Annotated in this window: 22 protein-coding genes; 11 read left to right on the forward strand and 11 right to left on the reverse strand. The window is 67.7% G+C overall.

What is annotated here, in order from left to right; all coding sequences use genetic code 11:
• Window positions 1-170 precede the first annotated feature (170 nt).
• A complete protein-coding gene (locus tag AC1IQ6_RS00285) occupies window positions 171-1,364 on the forward strand; it encodes an acetylornithine transaminase (RefSeq protein ID WP_102772933.1) in 1,194 nt (397 codons plus the stop codon).
• 69 nt (window positions 1,365-1,433) lie between these two features.
• Here the strand turns inward: AC1IQ6_RS00285 and AC1IQ6_RS00290 are convergent, their stop codons facing one another.
• The 4 genes from AC1IQ6_RS00290 to AC1IQ6_RS00305 form a co-directional block, all read right to left on the reverse strand.
• The gene (locus AC1IQ6_RS00290) at window positions 1,434-2,495 is read right to left on the reverse strand and encodes a Fic family protein (RefSeq protein WP_102772934.1); all 1,062 of its coding nucleotides are present in this window, start codon (window positions 2,493-2,495) and stop codon (window positions 1,434-1,436) included.
• 90 nt (window positions 2,496-2,585) lie between these two features.
• Entirely contained in the window at window positions 2,586-4,628 is a 2,043-nt protein-coding gene (locus AC1IQ6_RS00295) for an alkaline phosphatase D family protein (RefSeq protein WP_485865621.1), read from the reverse strand.
• Between the two features lie 114 nt (window positions 4,629-4,742).
• Window positions 4,743-6,317 carry a serine hydrolase gene (locus AC1IQ6_RS00300; protein WP_485865622.1) on the reverse strand — a complete coding sequence of 525 codons (1,575 nt, stop codon included), beginning with the start codon at window positions 6,315-6,317 and terminating at the stop codon, window positions 4,743-4,745.
• A 195-nt stretch (window positions 6,318-6,512) separates the two neighbouring features.
• Complete coding sequence (locus tag AC1IQ6_RS00305) at window positions 6,513-7,505, reverse strand: GAF domain-containing DNA-binding protein (protein ID WP_485865623.1); 993 nt, start codon at window positions 7,503-7,505, stop codon at window positions 6,513-6,515.
• A gap of 96 nt (window positions 7,506-7,601) precedes the next feature.
• On the opposite strand from AC1IQ6_RS00305, the gene AC1IQ6_RS00310 reads away from it, so the two are divergent.
• Genes AC1IQ6_RS00310 through AC1IQ6_RS00330 form a run of 5 tightly spaced genes read left to right on the forward strand, consistent with a single transcriptional unit; the run spans window position 7,602 to window position 12,097 of the window.
• The gene (locus AC1IQ6_RS00310) at window positions 7,602-8,549 is read left to right on the forward strand and encodes a Bug family tripartite tricarboxylate transporter substrate binding protein (protein WP_102772937.1); all 948 of its coding nucleotides are present in this window, start codon (window positions 7,602-7,604) and stop codon (window positions 8,547-8,549) included.
• 34 nt (window positions 8,550-8,583) lie between these two features.
• Complete coding sequence (locus AC1IQ6_RS00315) at window positions 8,584-9,426, forward strand: GntR family transcriptional regulator (protein WP_102773508.1); 843 nt, start codon at window positions 8,584-8,586, stop codon at window positions 9,424-9,426.
• A 21-nt stretch (window positions 9,427-9,447) separates the two neighbouring features.
• Window positions 9,448-10,719 carry a 3-isopropylmalate dehydratase large subunit gene (locus tag AC1IQ6_RS00320; protein ID WP_485865624.1) on the forward strand — a complete coding sequence of 424 codons (1,272 nt, stop codon included), beginning with the start codon at window positions 9,448-9,450 and terminating at the stop codon, window positions 10,717-10,719.
• Window positions 10,716-11,240, forward strand: a complete 525-nt coding sequence (locus AC1IQ6_RS00325; RefSeq protein ID WP_485865625.1) for a LeuD/DmdB family oxidoreductase small subunit — start codon at window positions 10,716-10,718, stop codon at window positions 11,238-11,240. Before AC1IQ6_RS00320 ends, AC1IQ6_RS00325 begins: the two co-directional genes overlap by 4 nt.
• Window positions 11,240-12,097 (forward strand): isocitrate lyase/PEP mutase family protein, encoded by an 858-nt coding sequence (locus AC1IQ6_RS00330; protein WP_102772940.1) that lies wholly within the window; start codon window positions 11,240-11,242, stop codon window positions 12,095-12,097. Before AC1IQ6_RS00325 ends, AC1IQ6_RS00330 begins: the two co-directional genes overlap by 1 nt.
• Window positions 12,098-12,140: 43 nt before the next feature.
• Here the strand turns inward: AC1IQ6_RS00330 and AC1IQ6_RS00335 are convergent, their stop codons facing one another.
• Entirely contained in the window at window positions 12,141-13,046 is a 906-nt protein-coding gene (locus AC1IQ6_RS00335) for a LysR substrate-binding domain-containing protein (RefSeq protein WP_111826245.1), read from the reverse strand.
• Window positions 13,047-13,150: 104 nt separating this feature from the next.
• Here AC1IQ6_RS00335 and AC1IQ6_RS00340 point away from each other — a divergent pair, with 104 nt between their 5' ends.
• Genes AC1IQ6_RS00340 through AC1IQ6_RS00350 form a run of 3 tightly spaced genes read left to right on the forward strand, consistent with a single transcriptional unit; the run spans window position 13,151 to window position 15,619 of the window.
• Complete coding sequence (locus AC1IQ6_RS00340) at window positions 13,151-14,140, forward strand: Bug family tripartite tricarboxylate transporter substrate binding protein (RefSeq protein ID WP_485865626.1); 990 nt, start codon at window positions 13,151-13,153, stop codon at window positions 14,138-14,140.
• Between the two features lie 58 nt (window positions 14,141-14,198).
• On the forward strand, window positions 14,199-14,921 hold the full coding sequence (locus AC1IQ6_RS00345) for a PIG-L deacetylase family protein (RefSeq protein ID WP_102772943.1): 723 nt from the start codon (window positions 14,199-14,201) through the stop codon (window positions 14,919-14,921).
• A complete protein-coding gene (locus AC1IQ6_RS00350; RefSeq protein WP_485865627.1) occupies window positions 14,918-15,619 on the forward strand; it encodes a 4-carboxy-4-hydroxy-2-oxoadipate aldolase/oxaloacetate decarboxylase in 702 nt (233 codons plus the stop codon). The genes AC1IQ6_RS00345 and AC1IQ6_RS00350 overlap by 4 nt, the downstream gene beginning before the upstream one ends.
• 3 nt (window positions 15,620-15,622) lie before the next feature.
• On the opposite strand, the gene AC1IQ6_RS00355 is transcribed toward AC1IQ6_RS00350, so the two are convergent.
• Window positions 15,623-15,982 carry a hypothetical protein gene (locus AC1IQ6_RS00355; protein ID WP_102772945.1) on the reverse strand — a complete coding sequence of 120 codons (360 nt, stop codon included), beginning with the start codon at window positions 15,980-15,982 and terminating at the stop codon, window positions 15,623-15,625.
• Window positions 15,983-16,147: 165 nt separating this feature from the next.
• On the reverse strand, window positions 16,148-16,579 hold the full coding sequence (locus tag AC1IQ6_RS00360; RefSeq protein ID WP_111826242.1) for a DUF6841 family protein: 432 nt from the start codon (window positions 16,577-16,579) through the stop codon (window positions 16,148-16,150).
• Between the two features lie 177 nt (window positions 16,580-16,756).
• Here AC1IQ6_RS00360 and AC1IQ6_RS00365 point away from each other — a divergent pair, with 177 nt between their 5' ends.
• On the forward strand, window positions 16,757-17,827 hold the full coding sequence (locus tag AC1IQ6_RS00365; protein WP_111826241.1) for a hypothetical protein: 1,071 nt from the start codon (window positions 16,757-16,759) through the stop codon (window positions 17,825-17,827).
• A gap of 46 nt (window positions 17,828-17,873) precedes the next feature.
• Here the strand turns inward: AC1IQ6_RS00365 and AC1IQ6_RS00370 are convergent, their stop codons facing one another.
• From AC1IQ6_RS00370 to AC1IQ6_RS00385, 4 genes are all read right to left on the reverse strand, one after another.
• Entirely contained in the window at window positions 17,874-20,297 is a 2,424-nt protein-coding gene (locus AC1IQ6_RS00370; RefSeq protein ID WP_485865628.1) for a TonB-dependent siderophore receptor, read from the reverse strand.
• 121 nt (window positions 20,298-20,418) lie between these two features.
• Window positions 20,419-21,372 carry a FecR family protein gene (locus tag AC1IQ6_RS00375; protein WP_485865629.1) on the reverse strand — a complete coding sequence of 318 codons (954 nt, stop codon included), beginning with the start codon at window positions 21,370-21,372 and terminating at the stop codon, window positions 20,419-20,421.
• The gene (locus AC1IQ6_RS00380; protein WP_485865630.1) at window positions 21,369-21,914 is read right to left on the reverse strand and encodes an RNA polymerase sigma factor; all 546 of its coding nucleotides are present in this window, start codon (window positions 21,912-21,914) and stop codon (window positions 21,369-21,371) included. The genes AC1IQ6_RS00375 and AC1IQ6_RS00380 overlap by 4 nt, the downstream gene beginning before the upstream one ends.
• Before the next feature lie 140 nt (window positions 21,915-22,054).
• Window positions 22,055-22,657 carry a TetR/AcrR family transcriptional regulator gene (locus tag AC1IQ6_RS00385; protein ID WP_102773511.1) on the reverse strand — a complete coding sequence of 201 codons (603 nt, stop codon included), beginning with the start codon at window positions 22,655-22,657 and terminating at the stop codon, window positions 22,055-22,057.
• 89 nt (window positions 22,658-22,746) lie between these two features.
• Here AC1IQ6_RS00385 and AC1IQ6_RS00390 point away from each other — a divergent pair, with 89 nt between their 5' ends.
• The gene (locus AC1IQ6_RS00390) at window positions 22,747-24,204 is read left to right on the forward strand and encodes an MFS transporter (protein WP_485865631.1); all 1,458 of its coding nucleotides are present in this window, start codon (window positions 22,747-22,749) and stop codon (window positions 24,202-24,204) included.
• Window positions 24,205-24,211 lie beyond the last annotated feature (7 nt).

The following is a 24,211-nucleotide window of genomic DNA, read 5'->3' on the forward strand; positions in this document are numbered from 1 at the left end:
GCTGCGCGCGGGGTCTGCGCCTGTTGCATAAAATAGAGCGCCCGCGCTGGCGGCCCTCTTGAGGCGGCCCTGGGGCGGATCGGCAGGGGTTCGTCACGATAGCATTCCCCCGCCGGTGCTACATTTCCCTTGTTTCCCCACCCCTGTTCTCTCATTCCGCAGGAACCGCCATGGAATTCAGCCAGTTCAACGTCAACACCCTCATGGAGATCACCGCCCGCCCGGACCTCGTGTTCGTGCGAGGCCAGGGGTCCTGGCTGGAGGATCACGCGGGCAAGCGATACCTGGACTTCGTCCAGGGCTGGGCCGTCAACACCCTGGGCCACTGCGCCCCGGAAATGCAGAAGGCCCTGCTGGACCAGTCCAAGCTGCTGATGAACCCCTCGCCGGCCTTCTACAACGAGCCGTCCATCGCCCTGGCCCAGCGCCTGACCGGCGCCTCGGTGTTCGACCGCGTGTTCTTCGCCAACAGCGGCGGCGAGGCCAATGAAGGCGCCATCAAGCTCGCGCGCAAGTGGGGCCAGGTCAACAAGAACGGCGCGTACAAGATCATCACCATGAATCACGGCTTCCACGGCCGCACGCTGGCGACCATGTCCGCGTCGGGCAAGCCGGGCTGGGACAAGATGTTCGCCCCGCAGGTCGAAGGCTTCCCCAAGGCCGAAATCAACGACCTGGAATCCGTGCGCAAGCTGATCGACGACCAGACCGTCGCCATCATGCTCGAACCGGTCCAGGGCGAAGCCGGCGTCATCCCGGCCACCAAGGAATTCATGCAGGGCCTGCGCAAGCTCGCCGACGAGCACAAGCTGCTCTTCATCGTCGACGAAGTCCAGACCGGCATGGGCCGCACCGGCACGATGTTCGCCTACCAGCAATCCGACGTGGTGCCCGACATCATGACGCTGGCCAAGGGCATCGGCGGCGGCGTGCCGCTGGCCGCGCTGCTGGCGCGCCAGGAAGTCTGCGTCTTCGCCCACGGCGACCAGGGCGGCACCTACAACGGCAACCCCCTCATGGCCGCCGTCGGCGTGGCCGTGTTCGACGCGCTGGCCGCCCCGGGCTTCATGGAATCCGTCAATGCCCGCGCCAAGCAGCTGTCCGAAGGCCTGCTGGCCCTGTCGGCCAAGTACGGCATGAAGGGCGAGCGCGGCCTGGGCCTCTTGCGCGCCCTGGTCATGGACCGCGACGACGGCCCCGCCATCGTCGAAGCCGCCCGCAACCTGGCGCCCAACGGCCTGCTGCTGAACGCCCCGCGCGGCAACCTGCTGCGCTTCATGCCCGCGCTGAACGTCACGGCCGAAGAAATCGACACCATGCTCAAGCAGCTGGATGGCTTGATTGCGCAGGTGCGCAAGGCGTGATTCAAACCTGCAGGCAGTAAACAGCAAGGGCCGCGATCATCGCGGCCCTCGTGCTTTGCGCGATGGGCGTTATTGCGGCCGTCCCGCGTCGATCCATCGCTGCACCTGCGCCATCGGCAGCCGATAACGCGCGCAGTTGTGCAGATCCAGTATGCGCAGCTCCCGGGCCAGCATCGGGCGCAATAGCCGGACCTCCTCTTCAGGCAGCGCCAGCGCGGCCACCGCGGCATCCGCCGTCCACCGTTCGCGCACCACCTGGCCGATCACGTCGTTCAACTTTTCCCGGAATCGCAGCCGCACGGGATCGGGCACGCCCGCCGCATCGAGCAGTATTGCGTACTTGCGGATCGAGCGGCGATAAGCCCAGGTGAACAGTTCCACCGCCAGCGTTACGTCGCAGTGTTCGTAAACGCCCATCATGGCGTGGGCGTAGTCGTGGGGCTCCACGTCAAGAAAGGACAGCGGCGCGTTGTTGTAAAGCATCAGCGGGATGTTCGACGACAAACGGCTGGTGCGTTTGTTGCCATCTTCGAAAGGCTGCAGATAGGCCAGGTTCACCCACAGGAAGAAAGCGGCTTCCACCGGGTTCTTGGTAAGCCGCGCCTTCTCCAGGATGTGGTCGAACATCTCCTGTAGCAGCGACGGCGCCTGCACCGGCATGTAGGTGCTTCCCCCGATATTGACCACGGCCTGCCGGATACGGCCCAGGCCCTGGGCGTCGGCCAGCAGGTCCTGCATCAGAATCGCATGCAGGTTGCTGATCACGGCCGACGTCAAGCCATGCGCGGGCACAGCATCGATCATGAACTCGATGGCGGCCTTGTGGTTGAGCAGCATTACCGCGTCCAGGTCCGCTCCCGCCGCGCCGAGCCTGAAGAGTTCCTGCGTGGCCAACAAGGAGTAGCGGTTGCCTTCCAGGCGCGAGGATGACCAGGACAGGTCCAGCAACAATGGCTCCAGGACACGGCGCGCGTAAGTGCCGGCCGGAAACTGGCCTTGCATGCCCCCTTCGTCGGCCAAGGCCTGGGCCAGCGATGTCGGCAACAGGGAACTCCGGTTCGGTACGTAGTCGTCGACGAATGCGCGTCGGTATTCCTTGGAGGTTCGAAGAATATTTTCGCGGATGGTCATGATGTGAGCCAGGGGGATCGAATCGACTCAATTTAGCGGCAATCGGCTCATGCAATGAGCGGAATTGAGCTGATTCGAATAAACCCCAACCTACGCCGCCACCGTCACAGCCGTCGTCCCCGACGCCACCGTCAGCACCGTCTGCGACGCGACGGCGGGCAAGGCCGGCGCCTGCGTGCCGTCCAGCGGCTTGAGCTTGTGGAACACGCAGCGCAGTTCCGTCTCGGTCAGCGTCACCACCGCGAACCCTTGCGCGTCGGTGTCGATGTAGCGCAGCCAGTCGGCGTTGAACTGCTTCAAGGTGTCGTTGAACGTGTTTCTGATTTCGCCCGCCGCCTCGCCGTAGATCAGCGGCCTGGCCGGCGCGAAGGCGGGATCGGTGTCGACCACGTTCTTGAAATAGCTGAAGAAGGAATTGCTGGAGATGCCGGCCGTCACCAGGTCCACCATCACGGGCCTGGGCGTCGCGGCGTCGTAGTCGTCCATGACGGGGCCGGCGAAGAAGGCGTGGATGTCGCCCGTCAGCGCCACTAGGTTGCGCACGCCCTTGTCGCGCACGAAGGCCATCAGGTCCTTGCGCTCGGCGTTGTAGCCATCCCACTGGTCCGCGTTCAGCAGGTATTCGTCGAGCAGCAGCGAAGGCGGCAGCTGCGCGTCCAGCAGGGGCTTGATCTGCGCGGCGAAGGCCGCGGGCGGGATGCCCGCCTGCGCGTCCAGCAGCGCGGACAAGGCGGGATACGCGGTGACGGGGCTGCCGCTGGCGTGGTCGGCATCCTTCAAATCCTGCGCCAGCGCGGCCGCCATGAACGGCGCCAGCGGCGCCAGTGCCGGTTGCGCCGCCGCCAGGCCCTGCGCCAGCAGGCCGGCCACGGCCTGCGCGCCGTTGAACTGCATGCGCAGCAGCGAAACTTCGTTGCCCCACAGATTCCAGGACGTGGTGCTGGCGGCCAGCTGCGCCTTCCACCAGTTGCGCTGCGTGTCGCCCAGGATGGACACCGGCGTCAGCTGGCCGCCGGCGCTCGCCAGCTTCATCGCCTCGACCTGCGACAGCAGGCGCTTGGGCACGAAGTAGCGGCTGCCGATCTCGCTGCCTGCCTGCTGCTCGGGGATCACGTGGTCGGCGCGGTACAGGCGTTCGTCCGTCATCAGCAGCGTGGCCAGGCTGCCGAAGCGGAATGCGCGATAGATCTGGATGTTCTGGAACGACGGATTGGCCGGGTCCAGCGACACGTCGGCCGGCATGAACTCGAACCAGGCCTGGCTGGCGCCGCGGCGGCGCGCGGTGCCGGGCGTTTCGTCGTCCACGGTTTCGTAGGTCTGGCGGTCCTGCCAGCAGTCATCCGAGAATTCGTGATCGTCCCAGATGGCGATGACCGGAAAGCGCGCGTGCAGGGCCTGCAGGCGCGGGTCCGAACGGTAGCTGCGGTACAGGCTGCGATAGTCGGCCAGCGTCGTCGCGTAGACCGCGCCATCGGCCCGCGCCTTGCCGTCGGGCAGCGACAGCGGCGCATGCGCGCTTTCCACGCCGCCGGCCTGGAAGCCCGCCTTCACGGTTTCGTAGACGTAGTCGCCCAGGTGCACCACGAAGTCCAGGTCTTGCGCGGCCAGCTCGTCGAAGGCGGCCCAATGGTTCACGCTCCAGTCCTGACACGAAATGAAGGCGAACTTCAGTTGAGCCACCGCGGCGTTTTCCGCCGGCGCGGTGCGCGTGCGGCCGACGGGGCTGGTGCTGGCGCCCGCCACGAAGCGGTAGTAGTAGTTGCTGCCGGCGTCCAGGCCCGTGACCTTGTGGCGCACGGTGTGGTCCCAGTCGGGCTCGGCGCTGACGGCGGCATCGACCAGCAGCTGGGTGAAGGTCTCGTCGCGGGCCAGCTGCACGCGCACGGCGACGGCCGCGCCGTCATCGCCGATCACGCGGGTCCACAGGACGATGCTGTCGGGCCGCGGATCGCCCGAGGCGACGCCTTGCGGGTACTGGAAGCGCCGCGCCGGCGGCTCGCCGCCGCCGCCGTTGCCGTTGTCTACGTTGCTGTCGTCGCCGTCATCGTCATCGCTGTTGCAGCCGGCCAGGCCGGCGGTGGCGGCGGAGACGGTCAGGAAGCTGCCCCATTTAAGGAATTTTCTACGGTCCATGTCGAGCAATGCCCAGGGTAAGGCGGCGCCGGCGCGCGGCGCCGGGTTGGCGGAGGTGGCGCCGGTATTAGCGCACCAGGGCGTTGCATGGCGGTGACAGGACGGCGTGGCCGGCTACTTGCGGGTCCAGCGCCCGAAGCCGTTGTCGTCGTAGAACTTGATCTGAAAGCCTGGGGCCTGGCCGGCAACGGGCTTGAACTCGATGGACGCCAGCGAGTCGACCAGCTCGGCCTCGCCGGCGGGGGCGAAGGCGAAAGTGTCGCCGTTCCAGTGCCGCAGCGGGAAACGCATGCCCTTTGGTCCCAGCGTCAGGGTCAGGGCGCCATCGGCCTCCTGGACCTCGGCGGGGCCGTAGTAGGCGTTGTCGTAGCGGCCCGTGTACTGGCGCAGCGGCTGGGGCGGCGCAGGCGGCACGGGCCTGGCCTGCCTCGACAGGTCGGCCTGCGGCTCGAAAAAACCGAGCATGGCGCCATGATAGGCCGCGTACCAGTCGCGCGTGGACCGGCCGTACAAGGCTGTATCGATGAATGTGGCGGCGACGGACTCGGCCGCGCCCACCGGCGCGCCATTGGTCAACACCACGATGCCGATCCCGGCCGAGGGCACGATTCTGAACGAGGTTCCCGTGCCCATCAGGAATGCGCCCGAATGCCCCATGGAAGGACGCCCGCCCGGCTCGGTATTGACGTTGAAGCCATAGCCATAAAAGCCCGATCGCGCATCCAGGTCGTGGGCGGGCGCGCTCACTGCCTGGGCGGACAGCGCGGGAAGCAGCGCGCCCGCGGCGATCATCGGCTTGCCCTGATAAACGCCATCGGCCAGCAGCAGTTTCAGCCACTGCGCCAGATCGACGACCGTGGACGATACGCCGCCGGCGGGCGCCTGCTGGTCGGCGTCGCGCTGGCCCGCTGGAACGAAGACGCCTTTCTGGTAGGCGTGCAGCACGGCGCGATTGGCGCGTGCTTGGAAATCGCCATAGCGGTAGCTGGTGGCATGCATGCCCAAGGGCTTGAACAGCGTGTCCTCGGCCAGCGCTTCCCATGGGCGGCCCGCCGCCCTGGCCACCGCCTGCGCGCCTATCGTGGTGCTGAAGTTGGCGTAGTGATAGGACGCACGGAAGGCGTCCAGCGGCAACAGGCGCAGCCGGGCCAGGACCTCGCTGCGTTTGAATCCCAGGTCTTCCAGGTCGTCGCCTGCCGTGCCGGGCAGCCCGGAGCGGTGCGCATAGAAATCGCCTATCGTGGCGTGCTCGGACACATAGGCGTCGCTCAGGCGGAAGTCCGGCAGATGCCGCAGGACCGGATCGTCCCACGCGACCGTGCCCCTGGAGACTTCGATCGCCGCCACCGTCGCCGACAAGGACTTCGAGATCGAGGCGATCTGGAACACCGTCTGCGCGTCCACGGGCGCGTTCCTGCCCGACTCGCGCGTGCCGTAGCCTTGCGCGAACACCGTCTCGCCGTCGATCACCACGGCCACCGCCATGCCCGGCACGCGGCTGCGCGTCATGATGTCCTGAACGATCTTCGGCAGCTCCCGGACGGCGCGCTCCCTGCTGCCGTCCGGGATGGCGACGGCGTCCGCCGGCGGGCTGGACGCTCGGTCGATGGCCACCGTCTGCGACCATGCGGCCGTGGCGCCGCCCAGCGCAAGCATGCATGCGGCGGCGATGAGTGCTTTTCCGTTCATGGTGATGTCCTCGGGATCGGGATTCCGCTGGATGGGCGATGCGGGAAACGCCGCGCGTCCTGACCGTGCGAACGCGCCGTCGCTTGAGAAATCATCCCAAGAATCCGTCGAGCCACCACCGGCGCAAGGACGAACCAACATGCCGGCATGACGAACCGCATGGACACGCAGACGTGCGGACACGAATCGCCGCGTTCAGATCCCCATGCGCTCACGCAGCTGCTTGCGGTAGGCGCGCGACACCGGCCATGCGCCGCCCACGGCGCGCATCCGGATCAGCCACTTGTCCACGCTGCGGCGATCCACGTCCATGACGTGCAACGCATTCGCAATGGCGGTACGGTGGACCCGGAAAAACCGCTGTTGCGGCAACAGGCTGGACCATACGCCCAGCGCCCGTGAATCGAGCACCATCGACCCGTCCTCCAGCCAGATCTCGCTGTAGTTTCCCGCGGACCGCACTCCCACGATCGCGTCGGGCCGCACGCCCCGCACCACGCCGCGCATGCGCAGATACACCACCGGCGCGGCGCCCTCGTGCAACGCCGCCCCTTTGGAAGCGCGCGCGTTCGAGTATCTGGCTTGTCCGATCAGGTTGGCGCACTGGAACGTCGCCCCGATTTCCGCCGCGGACCAGGTCCGGTGCCTGACCGTCGTATCGAAACCGATGATCCCGTGGAGTTTCCCGTCGTGGAAAACCGGCACGCTGAGCACGCTCTTGTTCCCCTGGCGCTGGAATTCCAGCTGGATGGTCCGCGCCGTGCGCGGCATATCGTTTACGTCATGGATGGCCACGGCCTGGCCTTGCACCATGAACCGATGCAGCCACGCGATCAGCGTGGTCGGCACGTCCTGCAGCTCGGCCACATACGGCTGCGTCCGGCATCGGCACCATTCATGCGTATTGCGCAGCCGCAGCAGGTCGGGACGGTATTCGATCATCCATGCCCGGTCCGCGCCCGAAGACTCGCCCATATACGCCAGATGTTCCGAAATCGCATCGTCGACGGGATGCCGAAGCAGGCTCATCGCGCAGCGATAAGGCCAGTCCGATGGCGGACTGGTTTGCAGCACGGTCACCGCGTGCGTCGTGTACTGGCCAGCATCCTTCACTTGCGATTCCCCCGGCGACCGGATCGAGCATCGTCCGTGCGCGGGAATTTTCGCCGTGGTGATCAGGAATGACAAGGTTTCGAGGCGGGAACGGATGACGCTTGCTTGCCTCCGCAAAACCAGCCACGTATACTTGTATTAACATCAATACAATATACCAGGAGACAACCCATGCGCCGCTTCATATCCGGCTGCGTGCTCGCAGCTGTTTTCGCGTTCCCCGCCATGTCGCAGGAAGCCCCGATCCGCCTGATCGTCGGCGCGCCGCCCGGCGGGACGACCGATACCGTCGCGCGCAACATCGGGCAGCGCATGGCGCAGGAGCTGAAGCGGACGGTGCTGGTCGAGAATCGTCCCGGCGCCGGCGGCAACATCGCGGCCGACTACGTGGCCAAGTCCAAGGCCGACGGCAGCACGCTGCTTGTCACGTTCACGAGTTTCTCGATCAACGCCTCCCTGTATCGCAATCTGCCGTTCGATCCGGTCAAGGATTTCAAGGCCATCAGCATGCTGGCCAACGTGCCCAGCGTGCTGGTGACGCGCAAGGACTTTCCCGCCAACGACATGCCCGCGTTCGTCAAGGAAGTGAAGGCGCATCCCGGCAAATACACGATGGCGATCGGCGCGCTCGGTTCGTCGCTGCACATGGCCGGCGAACGCATGAAGATGATGTCGGGCCTGGACATCCTGAACGTGCCGTACAAGGGCACCGCGCCGGCCATCACGGACCTGCTCGGCGGCCAGGTGGACATGATGGTCGCGAGTTCGCTGAACGCGTTGCCGCACATGAAGTCCGGCGCGCTCAAGGCGCTGGGCGTGACCAGCCCCAAGCCGCTGCCGCAGTTCCCCGACGTGCCGCCCATCGGCGACACGATCAAGGGCTTCGAATCCAATGCGTGGTTTGCGATGTTCGGCCCGGCCGGGCTGTCGCCCGAAGTTGTAAAGTCGCTGAACGCCGCCGCGCGCAAGGCAGTGGATACGCCGGAGTTCCGGCGCCTGCTGGAGGGCGAAGCCGCCACGGCCGTGAGCAGCACGCCCGAGGAGCTCGACGCCTTCGTGCGCGAGGACATCGCGCGTTACGCTGAAATCGTCAAATTCACCGGCGCCACCATCGACTGAGCGTCGCCTGGTCCGCCTTTTCCGGAGCATGTCCGTGTCCAAGAATCCGCTTCCTCTGTATCACCAGGTCTATCTGTTGCTCAAGCAACGATTGGCGGGCGGCGGTTTTGCGGGAGGCGCGCCGATGCCGGGCGAGAATGCCCTGGCCGAGGAATACGGGGTCTCGCGCCTGACGATCCGGCGCTCGCTGGAGGCGCTGGAGGCCGACGGACTGATCGAGCGCCGCCAGGGCCGCGGCACTTTCGCCGCCGACAGCAAGGGCTGGGTGGACGCGCCGCAGGCCGGGGCGGGCATGGAAGCGCTGATGCGGCATTTGTCGAACATGGGCATGCAGACACAGGTGCGGGTCGTGTCGCTTGCCGTCATGCCCGCGCCGGCGGCGGTGGCGGCGGCCATGGAACTCCCGTCCGGCGCTGCCGTGCAGCACGCGGTGCGCGTGCGCAGCTACGAGGACGCGCCGTTCTCGCATCTGGAGAGCTATGTGCCCGGCGACATCGGCGCGCGCATCCGCAAGGCCGATCTGAACAGCCGGCCGCTGCTGGCGATATTCCGGGAGCTGGGCGTGCGCGTGGCGCGGGCGCAGCAATCCATTTCGGCCGAACTGGCGAATCCGCAGATCGCCGCGGCGCTGGAAGTGCCGGTGGGTTCGGCGCTGCTGACGCTGCGCCGGCTGGTGCGCGACGACGCCGGCCGGCCGGTGGAATGGCTGCTGGCGCGCTACCGCCCGGATCGCTACGAATACCGCATGGACATGCAGGCGCACGAGACCAAGGGCGAGCCGAACTGGCTGCCGGCCGGCGTGGGTGCGCCCGGCCCCGCGCCGCTGCCGGCGCGGCCGCGCGCGTCCAAGGCCGGGGCGCGGACGGCGCGGATCTGACGCAGACACCAGGAAGCCATCATGCCTGAGCAAACCCTGGCCCAGAAGCTGCTGGCGGCAGCCAGCGGCCGCGACACGGTCGCGGTGGGCGAAATCGTCACCTGCCGGGTCGACCTGGCGATGTTCCATGATTCCAGCGGTCCGCGCCGCCTCAAACCCATGCTCGAATCGCTGGGCACGGGGCTGTGGGACCGCGACAAGGTGGTGCTGGTGATGGATCACTACGTGCCGGAGTCGGACGACGAGTCGCGCCGCATCGTGCGCATCGCGCGCGACTGGGCGCGCGAACAGGCGCTGCCGCACGTCTACGATTCCATCGGCATCTGCCACGTGGTGGTGCCCGAGCACGGCCACATCCGCCCCGGCATGTTCTGTGTGGGAGGCGACTCGCACTCGCCCACCGGCGGCGCGTTCGGCGCATACATGTTCGGCGTGGGCAGCACCGAGATGCTGGGCGTGGTGGCCAGCGGCGAGATCTGGGTGCAGGTGCCGCAGACGATCGCCATGCAATGGGACGGGCGGCTCGCCAGGGGCGTCACGGCCAAGGACATGGCGCTTGCCATGATCGGCCGTTTCGGCATGAACGGCGGACGCTACCAGGCGGTCGAGTTCTGCGGCGAGGCCGTGCGCGCGCTGTCGATGCAGGAGCGCATGACGCTGTCGAACATGTCGGCCGAGCTGGGCTCGCAGGTGGGGCTGATCGCGCCCGACCGGGTCACGCTGGATTATCTGCACGCCGCCGGCGTGCCGCGCGCGCACGACATCGACTTGGCGCGCTGGCGCACCGACGCCGGCGCGGAAGTGGAAACGCACCGGTTCGACGCCGATGCGCTGGCGCCGCAGGTGGCGGCGCCGCACAGCCCCGCCAACGCCGCGCCGGCGGGCGATTATCCCCCCACGCCGATACAGGCGGCCTATATCGGCGCCTGTACCGGCGCCAAGCTCGAGGACCTGCGCGCCGCCGCCGAGGTGCTGCGCGGCCGCCGCCTGGCCGCCGGCGTGACGCTGATGGTGGCGCCCGCCAGCGCGCGCGACCAGCAGCGCGCGCAGGAAGAAGGCGTCATGGACGCGCTGCGGGACGCGGGGGCGCAAGTGCTGCCGAATTCCTGCGGCGCCTGCTCCGGCTATGGCGGGTCGATACCCGAAGGCGTCAACGTCATCTCGACCACGGCGCGCAATTTCAAGGGGCGCATGGGCGCCGAAACCGCCCGGGTGTTTCTCGCTTCGCCCTATTCCGTGGCGGCCGCCGCGCTTGCCGGCCGCATCATCGATCCCAGGGAGGTGCTGGCATGACGACGCCCGCTACCCGTCATCGCGTCTGGCGCGTGGGCGACGACGTCGACACCGACCAGCTCGCGCCCGGCGCCTACATGAAATTCGGCATCGAGGAGATCGCGCGCCACTGCCTGCAGGGCGTGCGGCCCGAGTTCGCATCGAGCGTCAGGCCGGGCGACGTGCTGGTGGCCGGCAGCCATTTCGGCATCGGCTCCTCGCGCGAGCAGGCGGCGGCCGCGCTCGTGCATCTGGGCGTGGCCGCGGTGATCGCGCCGAACTTCAATGGCCTGTATTTCCGCAATGCGTTCAACGTGGGCCTGATGCTCGTGACCTGCGAGCGCGCCGCCGAATTGCAAGAAGGCGAGTCCGTCACGCTCGATCTGCCGGGCCGGCACGTGCTGCGCGCCAACGGCGATGCGCTGCCGTGCGCCGAAGTGCCGGGCTTTCTGCTCGACATGGTGCGCGCCGGCGGCTTGATGAATCTACTGAAGCGCCGGCTCGCCGATGGCAGCCTGGCGCGCCATCCCCTGAGGGCATGATGACCGTATCCGTGTTGAAGTCCCGGCTCGACGCCGGACATGCCGTGCTGGCGCCGGGAATCTACGATGCGCTTACGGCGCTGATCGCGGAGCAGGCCGGCTTCGAGGCGCTTTACCTGTCGGGCGCGTCCATCGCCTATGCGCGGCTGGGACGATCCGACGTCGGACTCACCACCTATACCGAGGTGGCCGACACGCTTGCCCGCATTACCGAACGCGTGGACACGCCGGTGATCGTGGACGGCGATACCGGTTTCGGCAACGCGCTCAACGTGCAGCGCACGGTGCGCGGCTTCGAACGGGCCGGCGCGGCCATGATCCAGATCGAGGACCAGAGTTTTCCGAAGCGCTGCGGCCACCTCGCCGGCAAGAGCGTGGTGCCCGTGGCCGAGATGTGCGGCAAGCTGCGCGCCGCCATGGACGCCCGCGACCGCACGCTGATCCTCGCCCGCACCGACGCGCTCGCCGTCGAAGGGCTGGACGCCGCGCTCGAACGCGCCGAACGCTATCTCGAATGCGGGGTCGACGCCATCTTCGTGGAGGCCCTGCGCACCGAAGCGCAGCTCGACGCCGCGTGCGCGCGTTTCGCGCACCGCGTGCCGCTGCTGGCGAACATGGTCGAGGGCGGCCAGACGCCCGTGGAAAGCGCCCAGGCGCTGGCCAGGCGCGGTTTTCGCATCGTGATCTTCCCTGGCGGCGCCTCGCGCGCGGTCGCGCACATGCTGAAGGGCTACTACGGCAGCTTGCGCGAGCACGGCAGCACCGCGCCATGGCGCGATCGCATGATGGACTTCGACGGCCTGAACGAGACCATCGGCACGCCCGAGTTGCTGGCGCTGGCGAAGTCGTACGAATGAGGCACGGCGCCGCCGCGGCGCGCCGGTCAGGATAGCGGCAGCTTCATACGGCGGCGCCGGCGGTGGGCCTGACCTCGTCGACGAAGCGCCGCAGCAGGGGCGACGCGTCATCGCGTCGGTACGCCAGAAGCAGGCTGCTGGTCGCGTCGGGCGTATCCAGCTCGCGGTACACCACGCCCGGAATGCCGGTGCGCGCGTAGGTGTCCGGCAGCACGGAGATTCCCATGCCCGCCGCCACCAGCCCGACGATGGTCGCGCCTTCGCGCGCTTCCTGCATCAGACGCGGCGCGAAGCCCGCTCGGCTGGCCAGCACCGTCACGTGCTCGAACAGGCCGCAGCCCAGCCCCCGGGGAAACAGGATGAAGGCCTCGTCGGCCAGCGCCGCCATCGGCAAGGGGTCCGGCCGCGCCGCCAGCGCATGCCAGGCCGGCAGCACCGCGACCAGGCGGTCGGTCCACAGATTCAGGGTCTGGATATTGGGAGGCGGGCAGAACAGCAGCGACGGGCGCAGGAAGCCGACGTCGACGCTCTTGTCGGCCAGCGCCTGCAATTGCTGTCCGGTGGACATGTGAATCAGGTCTGCGCGCGCCGCGGGATGATTGTCGCGGAACGAGCGCACCACGCGGGGGAACGCCTCGGCCATGGGCACCGAGGCCGTGAACGCGATCCGGATCTCGCCCGCTTCGCCCTTGGACGCCAGGCGCACGACTTCGGCGGCCCGGTCCAGATTGCCGAGGGCCCGCCGCGCCTGGTCGAGAAACAGGGCGCCCGCCTCGGTCAGTGCGACGTTGCGCTTGTTGCGATCCAGCAGCACCGCGCCAAGCTCCGTCTCCAGGGCCTTGATCTGCAGACTCAGCGGCGGCTGGCTGACGTGCAGGCGCCGGGCGGCGGCGCTGAAGCTCAGTTCCTCGGCGACGGCAACGAAGTAACGCAGTTGGCGGAAATCCACGGTTATTTGAAAACCAAATAAATCGGCTATCGCAAAAGTATTGGACGATATTAGTCTGACCCGCGCACCATGTCGACACTAGAACAACGACACAGGAGACAGCAATGCAGGTCTATTCCCGACAACTGGGCCGGCTCGGCGCCGTCCTGGGGCTGGCCGCCGCGATGGTGGCGCCTTTCGGCGTCCGCGCGGCCGACGGCTTTCCGGACAAGCCGGTGCGCATCGTGGTGCCGTATGCCGCCGGCGGCGGCGTGGACATCGTGACCCGGTTGATCACGCAAAAGATGTCCGATGAACTGAAGCAGCCGGTCATCGTCGACAACCGCCCGGGAGCGGCCACCAATATCGGCATGGAGCACGTCGCGCGCTCTGCTCCCGACGGCTACACCCTGCTGACCGCCTCGAACACGCTGGCCAGCAACGCCGCCCTGTTCCCGAAGCTGAGTTTCGATCCCGCCAAGGATTTCGCGCCGATCGGCGCCATCGGCTACGCGCCGCTGGTCGTGGTGGTGCGCAGCGACGCGTCCGCCAAAAGCCTGAAGGATCTGGTGGCCGAAGGCCGCGCGCAGCCCGACAGGCTCAGCTATGGCTCGGCCGGGAACGGGAGTTCGGGCCACCTGGGCAGTGAACTGCTGAAGGCCGAGGGCGGCTTCAAGGCGCTGCACATTCCGTACAAGGGCGGCTCGCCCGCCGTCACGGATCTGCTCGGCGGACGGCTGTCGTTCATGTCGATCAATCCGCTCGAAGTTGTCTCGCACATCAAGTCCGACAAGTTGCGCGCGCTCGCCGTGCTCAATCCGCATCCGTCCAAACTGTTGCCCGACGTGCCGACCGCGGCTGCCCAAGGGCTGCCGGGCGCCGACGCCACGGTGTGGTGGGGACTGGTCGGCCCCGTGGGCATGCCGCCGGCCGTGGTGCAGCGCTTGAACCAGGCCCTGCAGGCCGCGCTGGCCGATCCCGCCATCAAGCAACGCATGGGCGAGATGGGCGCCGAGATCACGCCGGGCAGCGCCGAGGATTTCGGCCGCTTCGTTGCCGAAGAAACGGTGAAGTGGGGCAAGGTGATCCGCGCGGCGGGCATCAGCGCGGATTGAGCCCGCATGGGCGGGACCCCGGCGGCAAGGCCGGTTTACTTTTTCCTGGGATGAAAGCATGAGCAGCACAACGCAACACGGCCTGGTCGTCAGCGCCCATTCGGCCGACTTCGTCTGGCGCGCCGGCGGCGCCATCGCGCTCTATGCGCGGCGCGGCTGGAACATGACGGTCGTGTGCCTGTCTTTCGGCGAACGCGGCGAATCCGCCAAACTCTGGCGCGAGCCGGGCATGACCCTGGACCGCGTCAAGGCGGCGCGCCGCGACGAGGCCACGCGCGCGGCCGGCATACTCGGCGCCTCGGTGCGCTTTCTGGATTGCGGCGACTATCCGCTGCGGGTGAGCGACGACGCCCTGTTCCAGTTGGCCGACATCTATCGCGAATTGCGGCCGGCCTTCGTGCTCACGCATTCGCTCAAGGACCCGTACAACTTCGACCATCCGCTGGCGACCCACGTGGCGCAGGAGGCGCGCATCATCGCCCAGGCGCACGGGCATCGGCCGGACCAGCCCGTGCTGGGCGCGCCGCCGGTGTTCCTGTTCGAACCGCACCAGCCCGAACAGTGCGAATGGAAGCCGGAAGTCCTGCTGGACATCTCCGAAGTCTGGGACGTCAAGCGCCGCGCCTTCGAAACCATGGCGGCGCAGGAACACCTGTGGGAGTACTACACCCGCGTGGCGCTGCAGCGCGGCGTGCAGGCCTCGCGCAATTCCGATCTGAAGATCACGCATGCCGAGGGGTACCAGCGCATCTTCCCGCAGGTCACGGGAGCGTTCGCATGAGCACGCAGGCAATCGCCGTCCGGAACATCGCCCGCGCGGACGCCTCGATCATCGCGCGCCTGCAGGCGGCGGGCGTCGCCACCGTCCATGAGGCCCAGGGCCGCAGCGGCCTGCTGCGCCCCAGCCTGCGTCCGGTCTGGCGCGGCGCGGCCGTCGCCGGCAGCGCGGTCACCGTGCTGGCGCAGCCGGGGGACAACTGGATGCTGCACGTCGCGGCCGAGCTATGCCAGCCCGGCGACGTGCTGGTCGTGGCCTGCACCACCGACAACCATGACGGCATGTTCGGCGAACTGCTCGCGACCTCGTTTGCCGCGCGCGGCGTTCGCGGCCTGGTCATCGACGCGGGCTGCCGCGACGTGCTTGCGCTCGAGGCCATGCGTTTCCCGGTCTGGGCGCGCGCGATCTGCGCCAAGGGAACGGTCAAGGCCACGCCAGGCAGCGTCAACATACCGGTGGTGTGCGCGGGCGCGCTGGTGCGTCCGGGTGACGTCGTCGTGGCCGACGAGGACGGCGTGGTCGTGGTAGAACGCGAGCGCGCCGCCGATGTGGCCGAAGCGAGCGAGGCGCGCCTGCATAAGGAAAACCTCACGCGGGCGCGCCTGGCGGCCGGCGAACTGGGACTGGACATCTACGGCATGCGCGACAAACTGCGCGAGGCCGGCCTGGTGTACGTCGACTCGGCGGAACCGCTCGGATAGTTCTCAGGCGACCAGCCGCAGATGGCGCTTGACGACCGGAACGGTGGGTTGCTGTTTGACCAGGCTGACGGGCACGAACTCCAGCGGCTTGCGCCCCGCCGCGGCGTCGCTCAGGCTGGCGGTGAGCAGCATTGCCCGGGATGCGCCGGCCGCGGCGCGAAGGCTGCGCGCCAGTTCCATCGCCTGATGTTCGGCCATGTCGCGCGATGGCCAGACCGTGCCGCAGAAGTGCGTCTTGCACATGGGTATCTGCCGAGCATGGTCGATGACGTCCACATAACCCCGAAATGCGCCGTATTCGACCTCCATGACGTTGGGACGGACCGACGTGAAGGCTTGCGGCGTTTGCGAGCTGGTAGCCATGATGGGTTTCCTTTGAGAGGAACACGAAACCATCCTAGCGCATAACTGTTGCGGATTTTGTGGCGCTTTGCAGTTGTTTAGATAGCTGTCTGGAGGTGGCGAGGTGAAATAAAAGGTTGCGAAAGTGAATTATTGGCTGTTTTAACGCCAGGCCCGCGCACTATTTCAGATGATGCCGTGCTGCCTGAGCACGGCCTGCTCATCGCCCGAGATCCAGCCGAAAACCTTCGCTTCGCCGCCCAGTACCTGGACCAGATAATGGACATCGAAATCGATGGTCGTGTCCGCCTGGCCCTTGCGGCCGTAGGTCGCCGTCCAGGCGACGTGGGCCACGCAATGCAGCTCGTCTATCGGGGAGATTCGGACATTGCGGACGCGCATTCCTTTGGTCCCTATGGTTCGATAGTACGCATACCCTTGCGCCATGACTTCCTTGAGCCGGTCGTCGTTCTGCCCGGCCATGACCCCGGCAGGAGAAGCGGCGATGAAAGCCGAGGCATACAGCGACACAATCTCCGCCATGTCCGCATTTCCGTGCAGGGATTGGTTGAAAAAGCGCTCGTATCGCGTGAATAGCTCGGTGACGGGCGTTTCCATCTATTTTCTCCCTTGTGGCCGCTTGTGGGCACGGATCAGTTTAGCTGCGCGGCAACATCGCCAATCGCTGGGAGCCGCCCCACGCGATATCATGACCCCGCCTCTCTTGCCGAGGCAATGCGCCATAACCCAGTCTTCGTCACACCGCTTCATTTCCAACACGAGAACCAAAGCACAATGCCGTCGTTGCCCGCGCTTGCCCGCATTCTCCTGGCCATTCTCTTCGCTCCGGCCCTGACGTTCGCGCAATCTTCCGTCGATCAAGACTTCGCAGCCCGCTATGACGCTGCGGTAGAACGTCAACGCGCACGCGCCGATGACATATTCGGTTCCACGCGCGAGCACGGGGCGGCGCTGCTGGTGATCCCGACCATCAATCTGGACGCCGCGCCCCGCCGCGACTTCAACGACCAGGCGACGCGCGACCGCTACGTGCGTCAGCGCAGCACCTTTGTGCATTGGAGACACAAGTCGGAGAAGGGCCTGGCGATCACGGCCGGGCAGGGGGAGCACAAGCCTGAGCTGACCGACACCGGGCCGGTATTCCAGACGGTGCGCGGCGGGCTGCTTTATCAGGTGATACCGGTATTGCCCGGCGAGTACCGGCTCAACCGGATTACTTATCATCAACCGCGTACGAAACTGCCCGAAACCGGGCCGAGCTGGGATTACCAGGACAGACTGAAGAAAATTGGCATCGCGACGCTGAACCACACGATGGATCGCGAGTTCAAGCTGACCACGCCGCTATCCGATCAAGAAGCCGACGATGGCCTGGGCAAGGGCTGCGATGTGATGTTGAAGAATGGCGGCGGCTGCGATGAGGAGGCGCGGGAGTTTCGCTGGCGGCTCGGCGTCGCGCGCGCGTTCAAGCAGGGCAAGGCCGAGGCGACGCCGGCGGAAGCCGTGGACGTGGAGCTGATTTTTTCGGCGGTCGCGTCCATCACGCTCAAAGCGGGAGAGGCGGTCCTGACGGATGGTTTCGTGTTGCCGGCGGATCAGCCGGAGATGACGCCGGACTCGTGCGAGGACACGTCCTATGGCCCCATGTGCTCAGTCGACTCGATCGTCTTGACGCGCTTGCCAGCCAGCCTGGAGGATTTCCGCCAGGCGCCGGATGCGAAAAGTTTTGGTATGCCGAAGCTTGATGAGGCGTTGCGCGATCTGGTTTATCGGGCGCCCACGCTGTATTTCGAACCGCAATCCAAGACCGCGCCGAACGTGATCCGCGTTGTGACGACGGATTAGCGTCCGGCATGGGCGAAATGCTGCGCAGGGCCTGTCTCGCAACGGCTCAATACCTGGCCCGCAGATTCAGCATCACGCTGCGCGGCTCGCCATAGTAGTTCGACCCATACGCCGCCCACACGCGCTGGTAATAGACCTTGTCGAACAGGTTGTTCACGGTCAGCGTGGCGTCGAGGTGCTTGTTGAAGCGGTAGCCGGCTTGCGCGGACACGGTGGTGTACGGGCGCTGCTCGAACTTCACCGGGCCGTTCATGCGGTACATGCTGCTGACGCTGCGCAGGCCCGCGCCCAGCGACAGGCCTTCGAGCGCGCCGGTGGCGAAGGTGTACTTGGTCCACAGGTTGAAGGTGTGGCGCGGCGTGATGAAGGCGTATTGCTGCGACTTCTGTTCCTCGGTGCCCTTCAAGGTCTTGGTGGCGGTGTAGGCGTAGCCGGCGGTGATGTCCCAGCCCGGCGCGGGGCTGCCGCTGATTTCGGCTTCGAAGCCCTGGCTGCGCATTTTGCCGGCCGCCATCGAGAACAGCGGGTTGTCGGGGTCGGTCATGGCGCGGTTTTCGTCTTCCATGCGAAACAGCGCCGCATGCGCGTTCAGGCGCTTGTCCAGAAATTCGCCCTTGAGGCCGATCTCGACCTGTTTGCCGGTGCGCGGGTCCAGCAGCTGGCCGTTGACGTCGGTGACGGTCTGCGGTGTGAAGATGCTGGTGTAGCTGGCGTACGCCGACACCTGCTCGTTGAGGTCGACGACCAGCCCCAGGTAGGGCGTGAATTTGCCGTCGATGTCGCTCTTGGTGTTGGTGAACTGGTTGAAGTAGGCGTTGCGGTTCTGGGTGCGGTTCTGCCACCAGGTCAGGCGCCCGCCGGCGATGAGGGTGGCAGCGTCGGCCACGCGCAGGTTGGTGCGCGCATACAGGCCGTACTGCTCGGTCTTGCCGTCGTTGCCGTTGGTGAACTGGTAGTCCGGCTTGGGGATGTCGTTGTCGGGGTGGTAGAGATTGATGTCGGCGTTGTCGCCGCCGCCATAGCGGAAGTTCTTGTGGATGTTGCGGTAGTCGGCGCCCACGATCAGTTCGTGTTCGCGGCCGAAGGCCTGGAACGGCGTGGCCACGAAGGCGTCCAGGCCGTAGGTCTTCCAGTGGCTGCGGTACTTCCACGAAACCAGGCAGGTGTCGCCGGTGACCGGATCGACCGCGCAGTCGGACCAGCCGAATTCGCGGCTGGGTTCGTCCTGTTCGCGGTAGACGCCGCTGACCTTGATGCGTCCGCCATTGGACAGGCGGTGTTCCACGTCGGCGAAGTATTCGGTGATTTCTTCGGTGATGTGGTTCCAGCTGGGGTCCAGGTTGGTCGAGCGGCGCACGTCGAGCAGGCTGCCGTCGGTGTAGCCGGGCAGGCCGAAGAACGGGCGGCCCTTGTATTGCTGGTAGGTGGCGCCGGCGCTGAGCACGGTGTCGGGCGTGAGGTCGAAGCTCAGCGTGCCGTAGAACAGGGGCTTTTCGGTGTAGACGCCGTCGACGAAGGAGCGCCGGTCGTCATAGGAGGCGACCACGCGGCCGCGCAGCCGGCCGTCGCTGTCGAGCGGGCCGGTGAGGTCGGCTTCGGCGTAATAGCGGTCCCACGAGCCGGTCATGAGCTGGCCGCCGAAGGCGAATTCCTTTTGCGCGCGCTTGCGCACCAGGTTGACGGTGCCGCCGGGGTCGCCCGCGCCCTGGAACAGGCCGGACGGGCCGCGCAGCACTTCGATGTGGTCGTAGATGGCCAGGCCGAAGCCCGAGCTCAGGTCGTTGCCGGTGCTCGCCGGGGTGTTGACGCCGTCGACCTGGATGGTGTCGAGCGCGTAGCCGCGCGAGTAGAAATTGCCGTGGTTGCCGCCGATGCTGCCGGCCTCGACGGTGATGCCGGTGACCGTGCGCATGGCGTCGTCCAGGTTCACCAGGTTCTGGTCGTCCAGCAGCTGGCGCGTGACGACGGAGACCGATTGCGGGATCTGGCGCAGGCTTTGTTCGTTCTTGCCCAGGGCGACGGCGGGCGTCGTGTAGGAGCCCGTGCCTTCGGTGGTGGCGGGATCGTGGCCGGTGACGGTGACGGGCGCCATGGTGGCGGCGTCGGCGTCCGGGGACCCGGCCGGCGTGCGCACCACGAAGCCCGTGGCCGTGGGTACGGCGACCAGGCCGCTGCGCATCAGCAGGCGGTTCAGCGCGGCCTGCGCGCTCAGGTTGCCCGAGACGGCGGGCGCCTGCAGGCCGGCGACGGCGTCGGGACTGAACAGCACCTGCACCTGCGCCTGGCGGCCCAGCGCCACCAGCGCGTCGGCCAGGCTGCCGGCGGGCAGGTCGAAAGCGTGCGTCGGCGCGCTCTGCGCGTGGGCGACGGACGGCGCGAAGGCCTGGACCGCCAGCGCGGCATGCATGGACAGCGCGCACAGCAGCGCGTAACGGCCGGCGGCGAGCCGGCGGAGATGGCGTTGCGCCATGGACTTTCCCCAAGTCAAAAAAGCCGATCCAGTAGCGGATCTACACCGGGGAAGACGCGCCAGCCGTCGAAACCCGTACCTGCCGGAAGAAAAATAATTCTCAATTATCCGGACGCGGGTTTCAGCGGCTGGCGATGACCGCCGAGCCGTCGGGCCGGCGGTCGAGCGTGACGGGCAACAGGCCGGGCAGCGTGTCCAGCAAGGCGTCGGGCTGGCGCAGGTCCAGCGTGCCGGACAGGCGCAGGCCGCGCGCGCGCTCGTCGGCGAAGCGCACCGGGGCGCCGCGGTACAGCGCCAGGTAGCCGGCCAGCTGCTGCAGGGTCGCGTCATGCACCACCGCCACGCCGTTCTGCCAGGCGCCGATTTCGCCGGCGGCCACGCGCTGGCGGTCCAGCAGCCGGCCGTCGGCGCGCGCCAGCAGCACGCTGTCGCCGGCCCGCAGCGTGTGCCGCCTGTGCTCGTCCGCGCCCTCGGCGGCCAGCATTACCTGGCCGCTGCGCACGCCCACCTGCAGCATGTCGGGCAGCAGCAGCACGTTGAATTCGGTGCCGATGTCGCGCAGTTCGGCGCCGCCCGCCTGGACCACCAGCGGGCGGCGGTCGGGCGCGGCGTCGATGTAGACCTCGCCGGCCTCGATGTCGATGCGGCGCTGCGCCAGCGTGTAGCGCACGCTGACGCGGGTGCCCACGTTGGTATGGACGCGGGTGCCGTCGGCCAGCACCAGGCTGCGGGTCCGGGTGGACGCATTGGCCACCGATTCATAGTTCACGGGCAGGTACTGGTAGGCCAGGCCCGCCGCCAGCAGCAGGGCGGCCAGCGCCCCGCTCCAGCGCAGCAGCGTGGGCCGGCGGGCCGGCCGCGACATGCCGGCCCGCGCGGCGGCCGGGCGCGGCAAGGCCGCCATGTCTTCCCAGACCTGCGCCAGGCGGTCGTATTCGCGGCGGTGTTGCGGCGATTCGGCCAGCCAGGCCTGAAACGACTGTTCGGCCTGCGGATCGGACGCGCGTTCGCGGCGGCGCATGAACCATGCGCTCGCGGCCTCTTCGACAGCGGATAGGGAACGGGACCGGATCATGATGCTTCGCCGTGGACGTGGCGCTTGCAGTGCGCCAACGCCAGTTGCAGGTGCTTTTCCACCGCCCGCACCGAAATGCCCATGCGGCGGGCGATCTCCTCGCAACGCAATTCATCATACCGATAAAGCAGGAAGGCCTCGCGCTGGCGCGCGGGCATGGCGTCGATGGCGGCCTGCAGGCGGCGCAGGCGCTGGTTCACGTCGGCGCGCGCCTCGGGTTGGCTGGCGGGATCGGCGGCGAGGCTGTCCGCGCCGGGCTCGAACTCGCGATCGTCCAGGCTGGCCGCCAGGTGCGCGCCGCGCACGTTCTCGCGGCGCCAGTGGTCGCGCAGCAGGTTGCGGGCGATTTTGTACAGGTAGGCGCGGGGCTGGGCCGGCGGTTCGGCGCCGTTGCCGGCGGCCAGCCATTTGGCGAAGGTTTCCTGCGCCAGGTCCTGGGCGGCTTCGGGCGAGCGCTTGAGCTGGCGGTTCAGGAAACCGACCAGCTCCGCGTTCCAGGCCTTGTACGCCTCGGCGATGACGCCGAAGAAACGCTCCCCCATGATGCCCCTGAGTCCCCGTCCGCCGTGCGGCCGGCGGTCCGGGCGCATCGCCATGAGTTGAATGGAATGATAATGATTCCTATTGTATCAACTTTGCGCGATGCGGGGCGGCGGATGGCGGGCGCTTGCCGCGCCCGCCGTCATGCGGCGGCGATGCTTTCCAGCGAACGCGCGCGCGCCATCGCGAACTGGGCGTCGTCGCCCATGGCCGCGGCGACGTTGGCGATGGCCTGGTAGGCCAGCAGGTCGAACGCCAGCCTGGCGGGGTCGGTGGCGGCCGGCAGTTCTTGCGCGGCGACGGCTTCGCGCGCCAGGGTCTCGAAGCGCTGCCGCGCCTCGTCCCGGTGCTGGCGCACGCGGTCGCGGATCGCGCCGGGCCGGCCGCGGTATTCGCTGCTGGCCGCGGTAAGAAAGCAGCCGCCGGGCAGGCTGCGGTCCTGCACGAACTGGAACCAGCCCGTGACCAGCGCGCGCAGCCGTTCGCCGGGACTGGCCAGCGCCATGGCCGGCGCCACCACGGCGTCGCGGTACAGGTCCACCGCGCTTTCCAGCGTGGCGAGCTGCAGCGCTTCCTTGTCGCCGAACAGCACCTGGATGTTGCCCTTGGCCACGCCGGCCTCCGTGGCCAGGCGGCCGAAAGTCAGGCCTTCCAGCCCTTCGACCGAGGCGATGCGCGCCGAATGGGCCAGCACGCCGGCGCGCGCTTTTTCGCCCCGGATGCGGCGGCGATCCGTTTCAACCATGAGTCCGTCCTCGCTTGTCACCATGCGATGCTTCAATTTAATATACGGTCGTACGTATATTAATACTTCATCCTTTTCGGGCCAACGACATGACCGATACTCCGACACCCGGCGCGAACCGCTGGTTCGCCCTGGCCGCCCTGCTTTCGGCGAATTTCCTCATCATTCTCGACCTCTTCATCGTCAATGTATCGCTGCCCAGCCTGCAGACGCGGCTGGGCGCGAGTTTCTCGCAGGTGCATCTGGTCATCGTCGCGTACGACGCCGCGCTGGCCGTGCTGCTGGTGATCGGCGCGCGGCTGGGCGACCTGTACGGCCGGCGCCGCATTTTCCTGTGGGGGATGGGCCTGTTCACGGCCTCGTCGCTGATCTGCGGACTGGCCCCCGGTCCCGGGATTCTAATTGGCGCGCGCGTGGTCCAGGGCGCCGCGGCCGCCCTGCTGATGCCGCAGGTGCTGGCTTCCATCCGCGTCATGTTCGACGGCGCCAGCCGCGCACGGGCCTTCGGCGCGATGGGCGCGGTGCAGGGCGTGGCGGCGACCATCTCGCAACTGGCGGGGGGCTTCCTGATCGAGCAGGACTATGCCGGCCTGGGCTGGCGCACCATCTTCCTCATTAATCTGCCCATCGGGCTGGCCGCGATGCTGGCCGCCCGCCTCTGCATCCGCGAGACGCGCGCGCCCGTCTCGAACCGGCTGGACGTGGCCGGCGCGCTGCTGGCGGCGCTGGGCCTGTTCCTGCTGCTGGTGCCCATCATGCTGGGCCACGAGCACGGCTGGCCGTGGTGGTCCTACGCCGGTCCGGCGGCCGCGGCGCCGGTGCTGGCGGTTTTCGTGCGCCATGAGCTGGCCTTGTCCGGCCGCGGCGGCGTGCCGCTGATCGAGATGGCCCTGTTCGCCAACCGCCGCTTCGTGGCCGGCGTGAGCGCCGTGTTCCTGTTCTTTTCCGCCATCAGTTCGTTCTTCCTGTCGCTGACCATGCTGCTGCAGTTCGGGCTGGAACTGAGCCCGCTGGCCGCGGGCGCGGTGTTCACGCCGTCGGCGATGGCGTTCTTCGCTGCCTCGGTCAGCGGCCCGCGGCTTGCGCGCTGGCTGGGCCGCCGCGCGCTGTTGCTGGGCGTGCTGGTGTTCGGCGCCGGCATCGCGCTTTCGGCGGCCGGTGCGATCCTGGACGTGGCCAACATGAGGCTGATCGTGGCGGCGCTGGTGTTGAACGGCGCCGGCCAGGGCATCGTGATCCCGCTGGCGCTCAACGCCGTGCTGGGCACGGTGCGCACGGAAGACGCGGGCATGGGCTCGGGCATTTCGTCGACCATGCAGCTGACCGGTACCACCGTGGGCGTGGCGGTGGTCGGCGTGCTGCTGTACGCCGCGCTGGGGGCGGCCGACCTGTCGGAGGCGGCGCGCGCGCAGCGCTACGGCCATGCGCTGGCCTGGGCCACGCTCTACAACCTGGCGGCGGTGGCGCTCAGCTTCGCGCTGTTCGCGCGCCTGACCGCGCAGGCCCCCGCGCCCGCCGCGGCGCCGGCGCAGGCGGGCGGCGATTGAACCGGCG

Source organism: Achromobacter sp. MUI-25009338 (assembly GCF_057359325.1).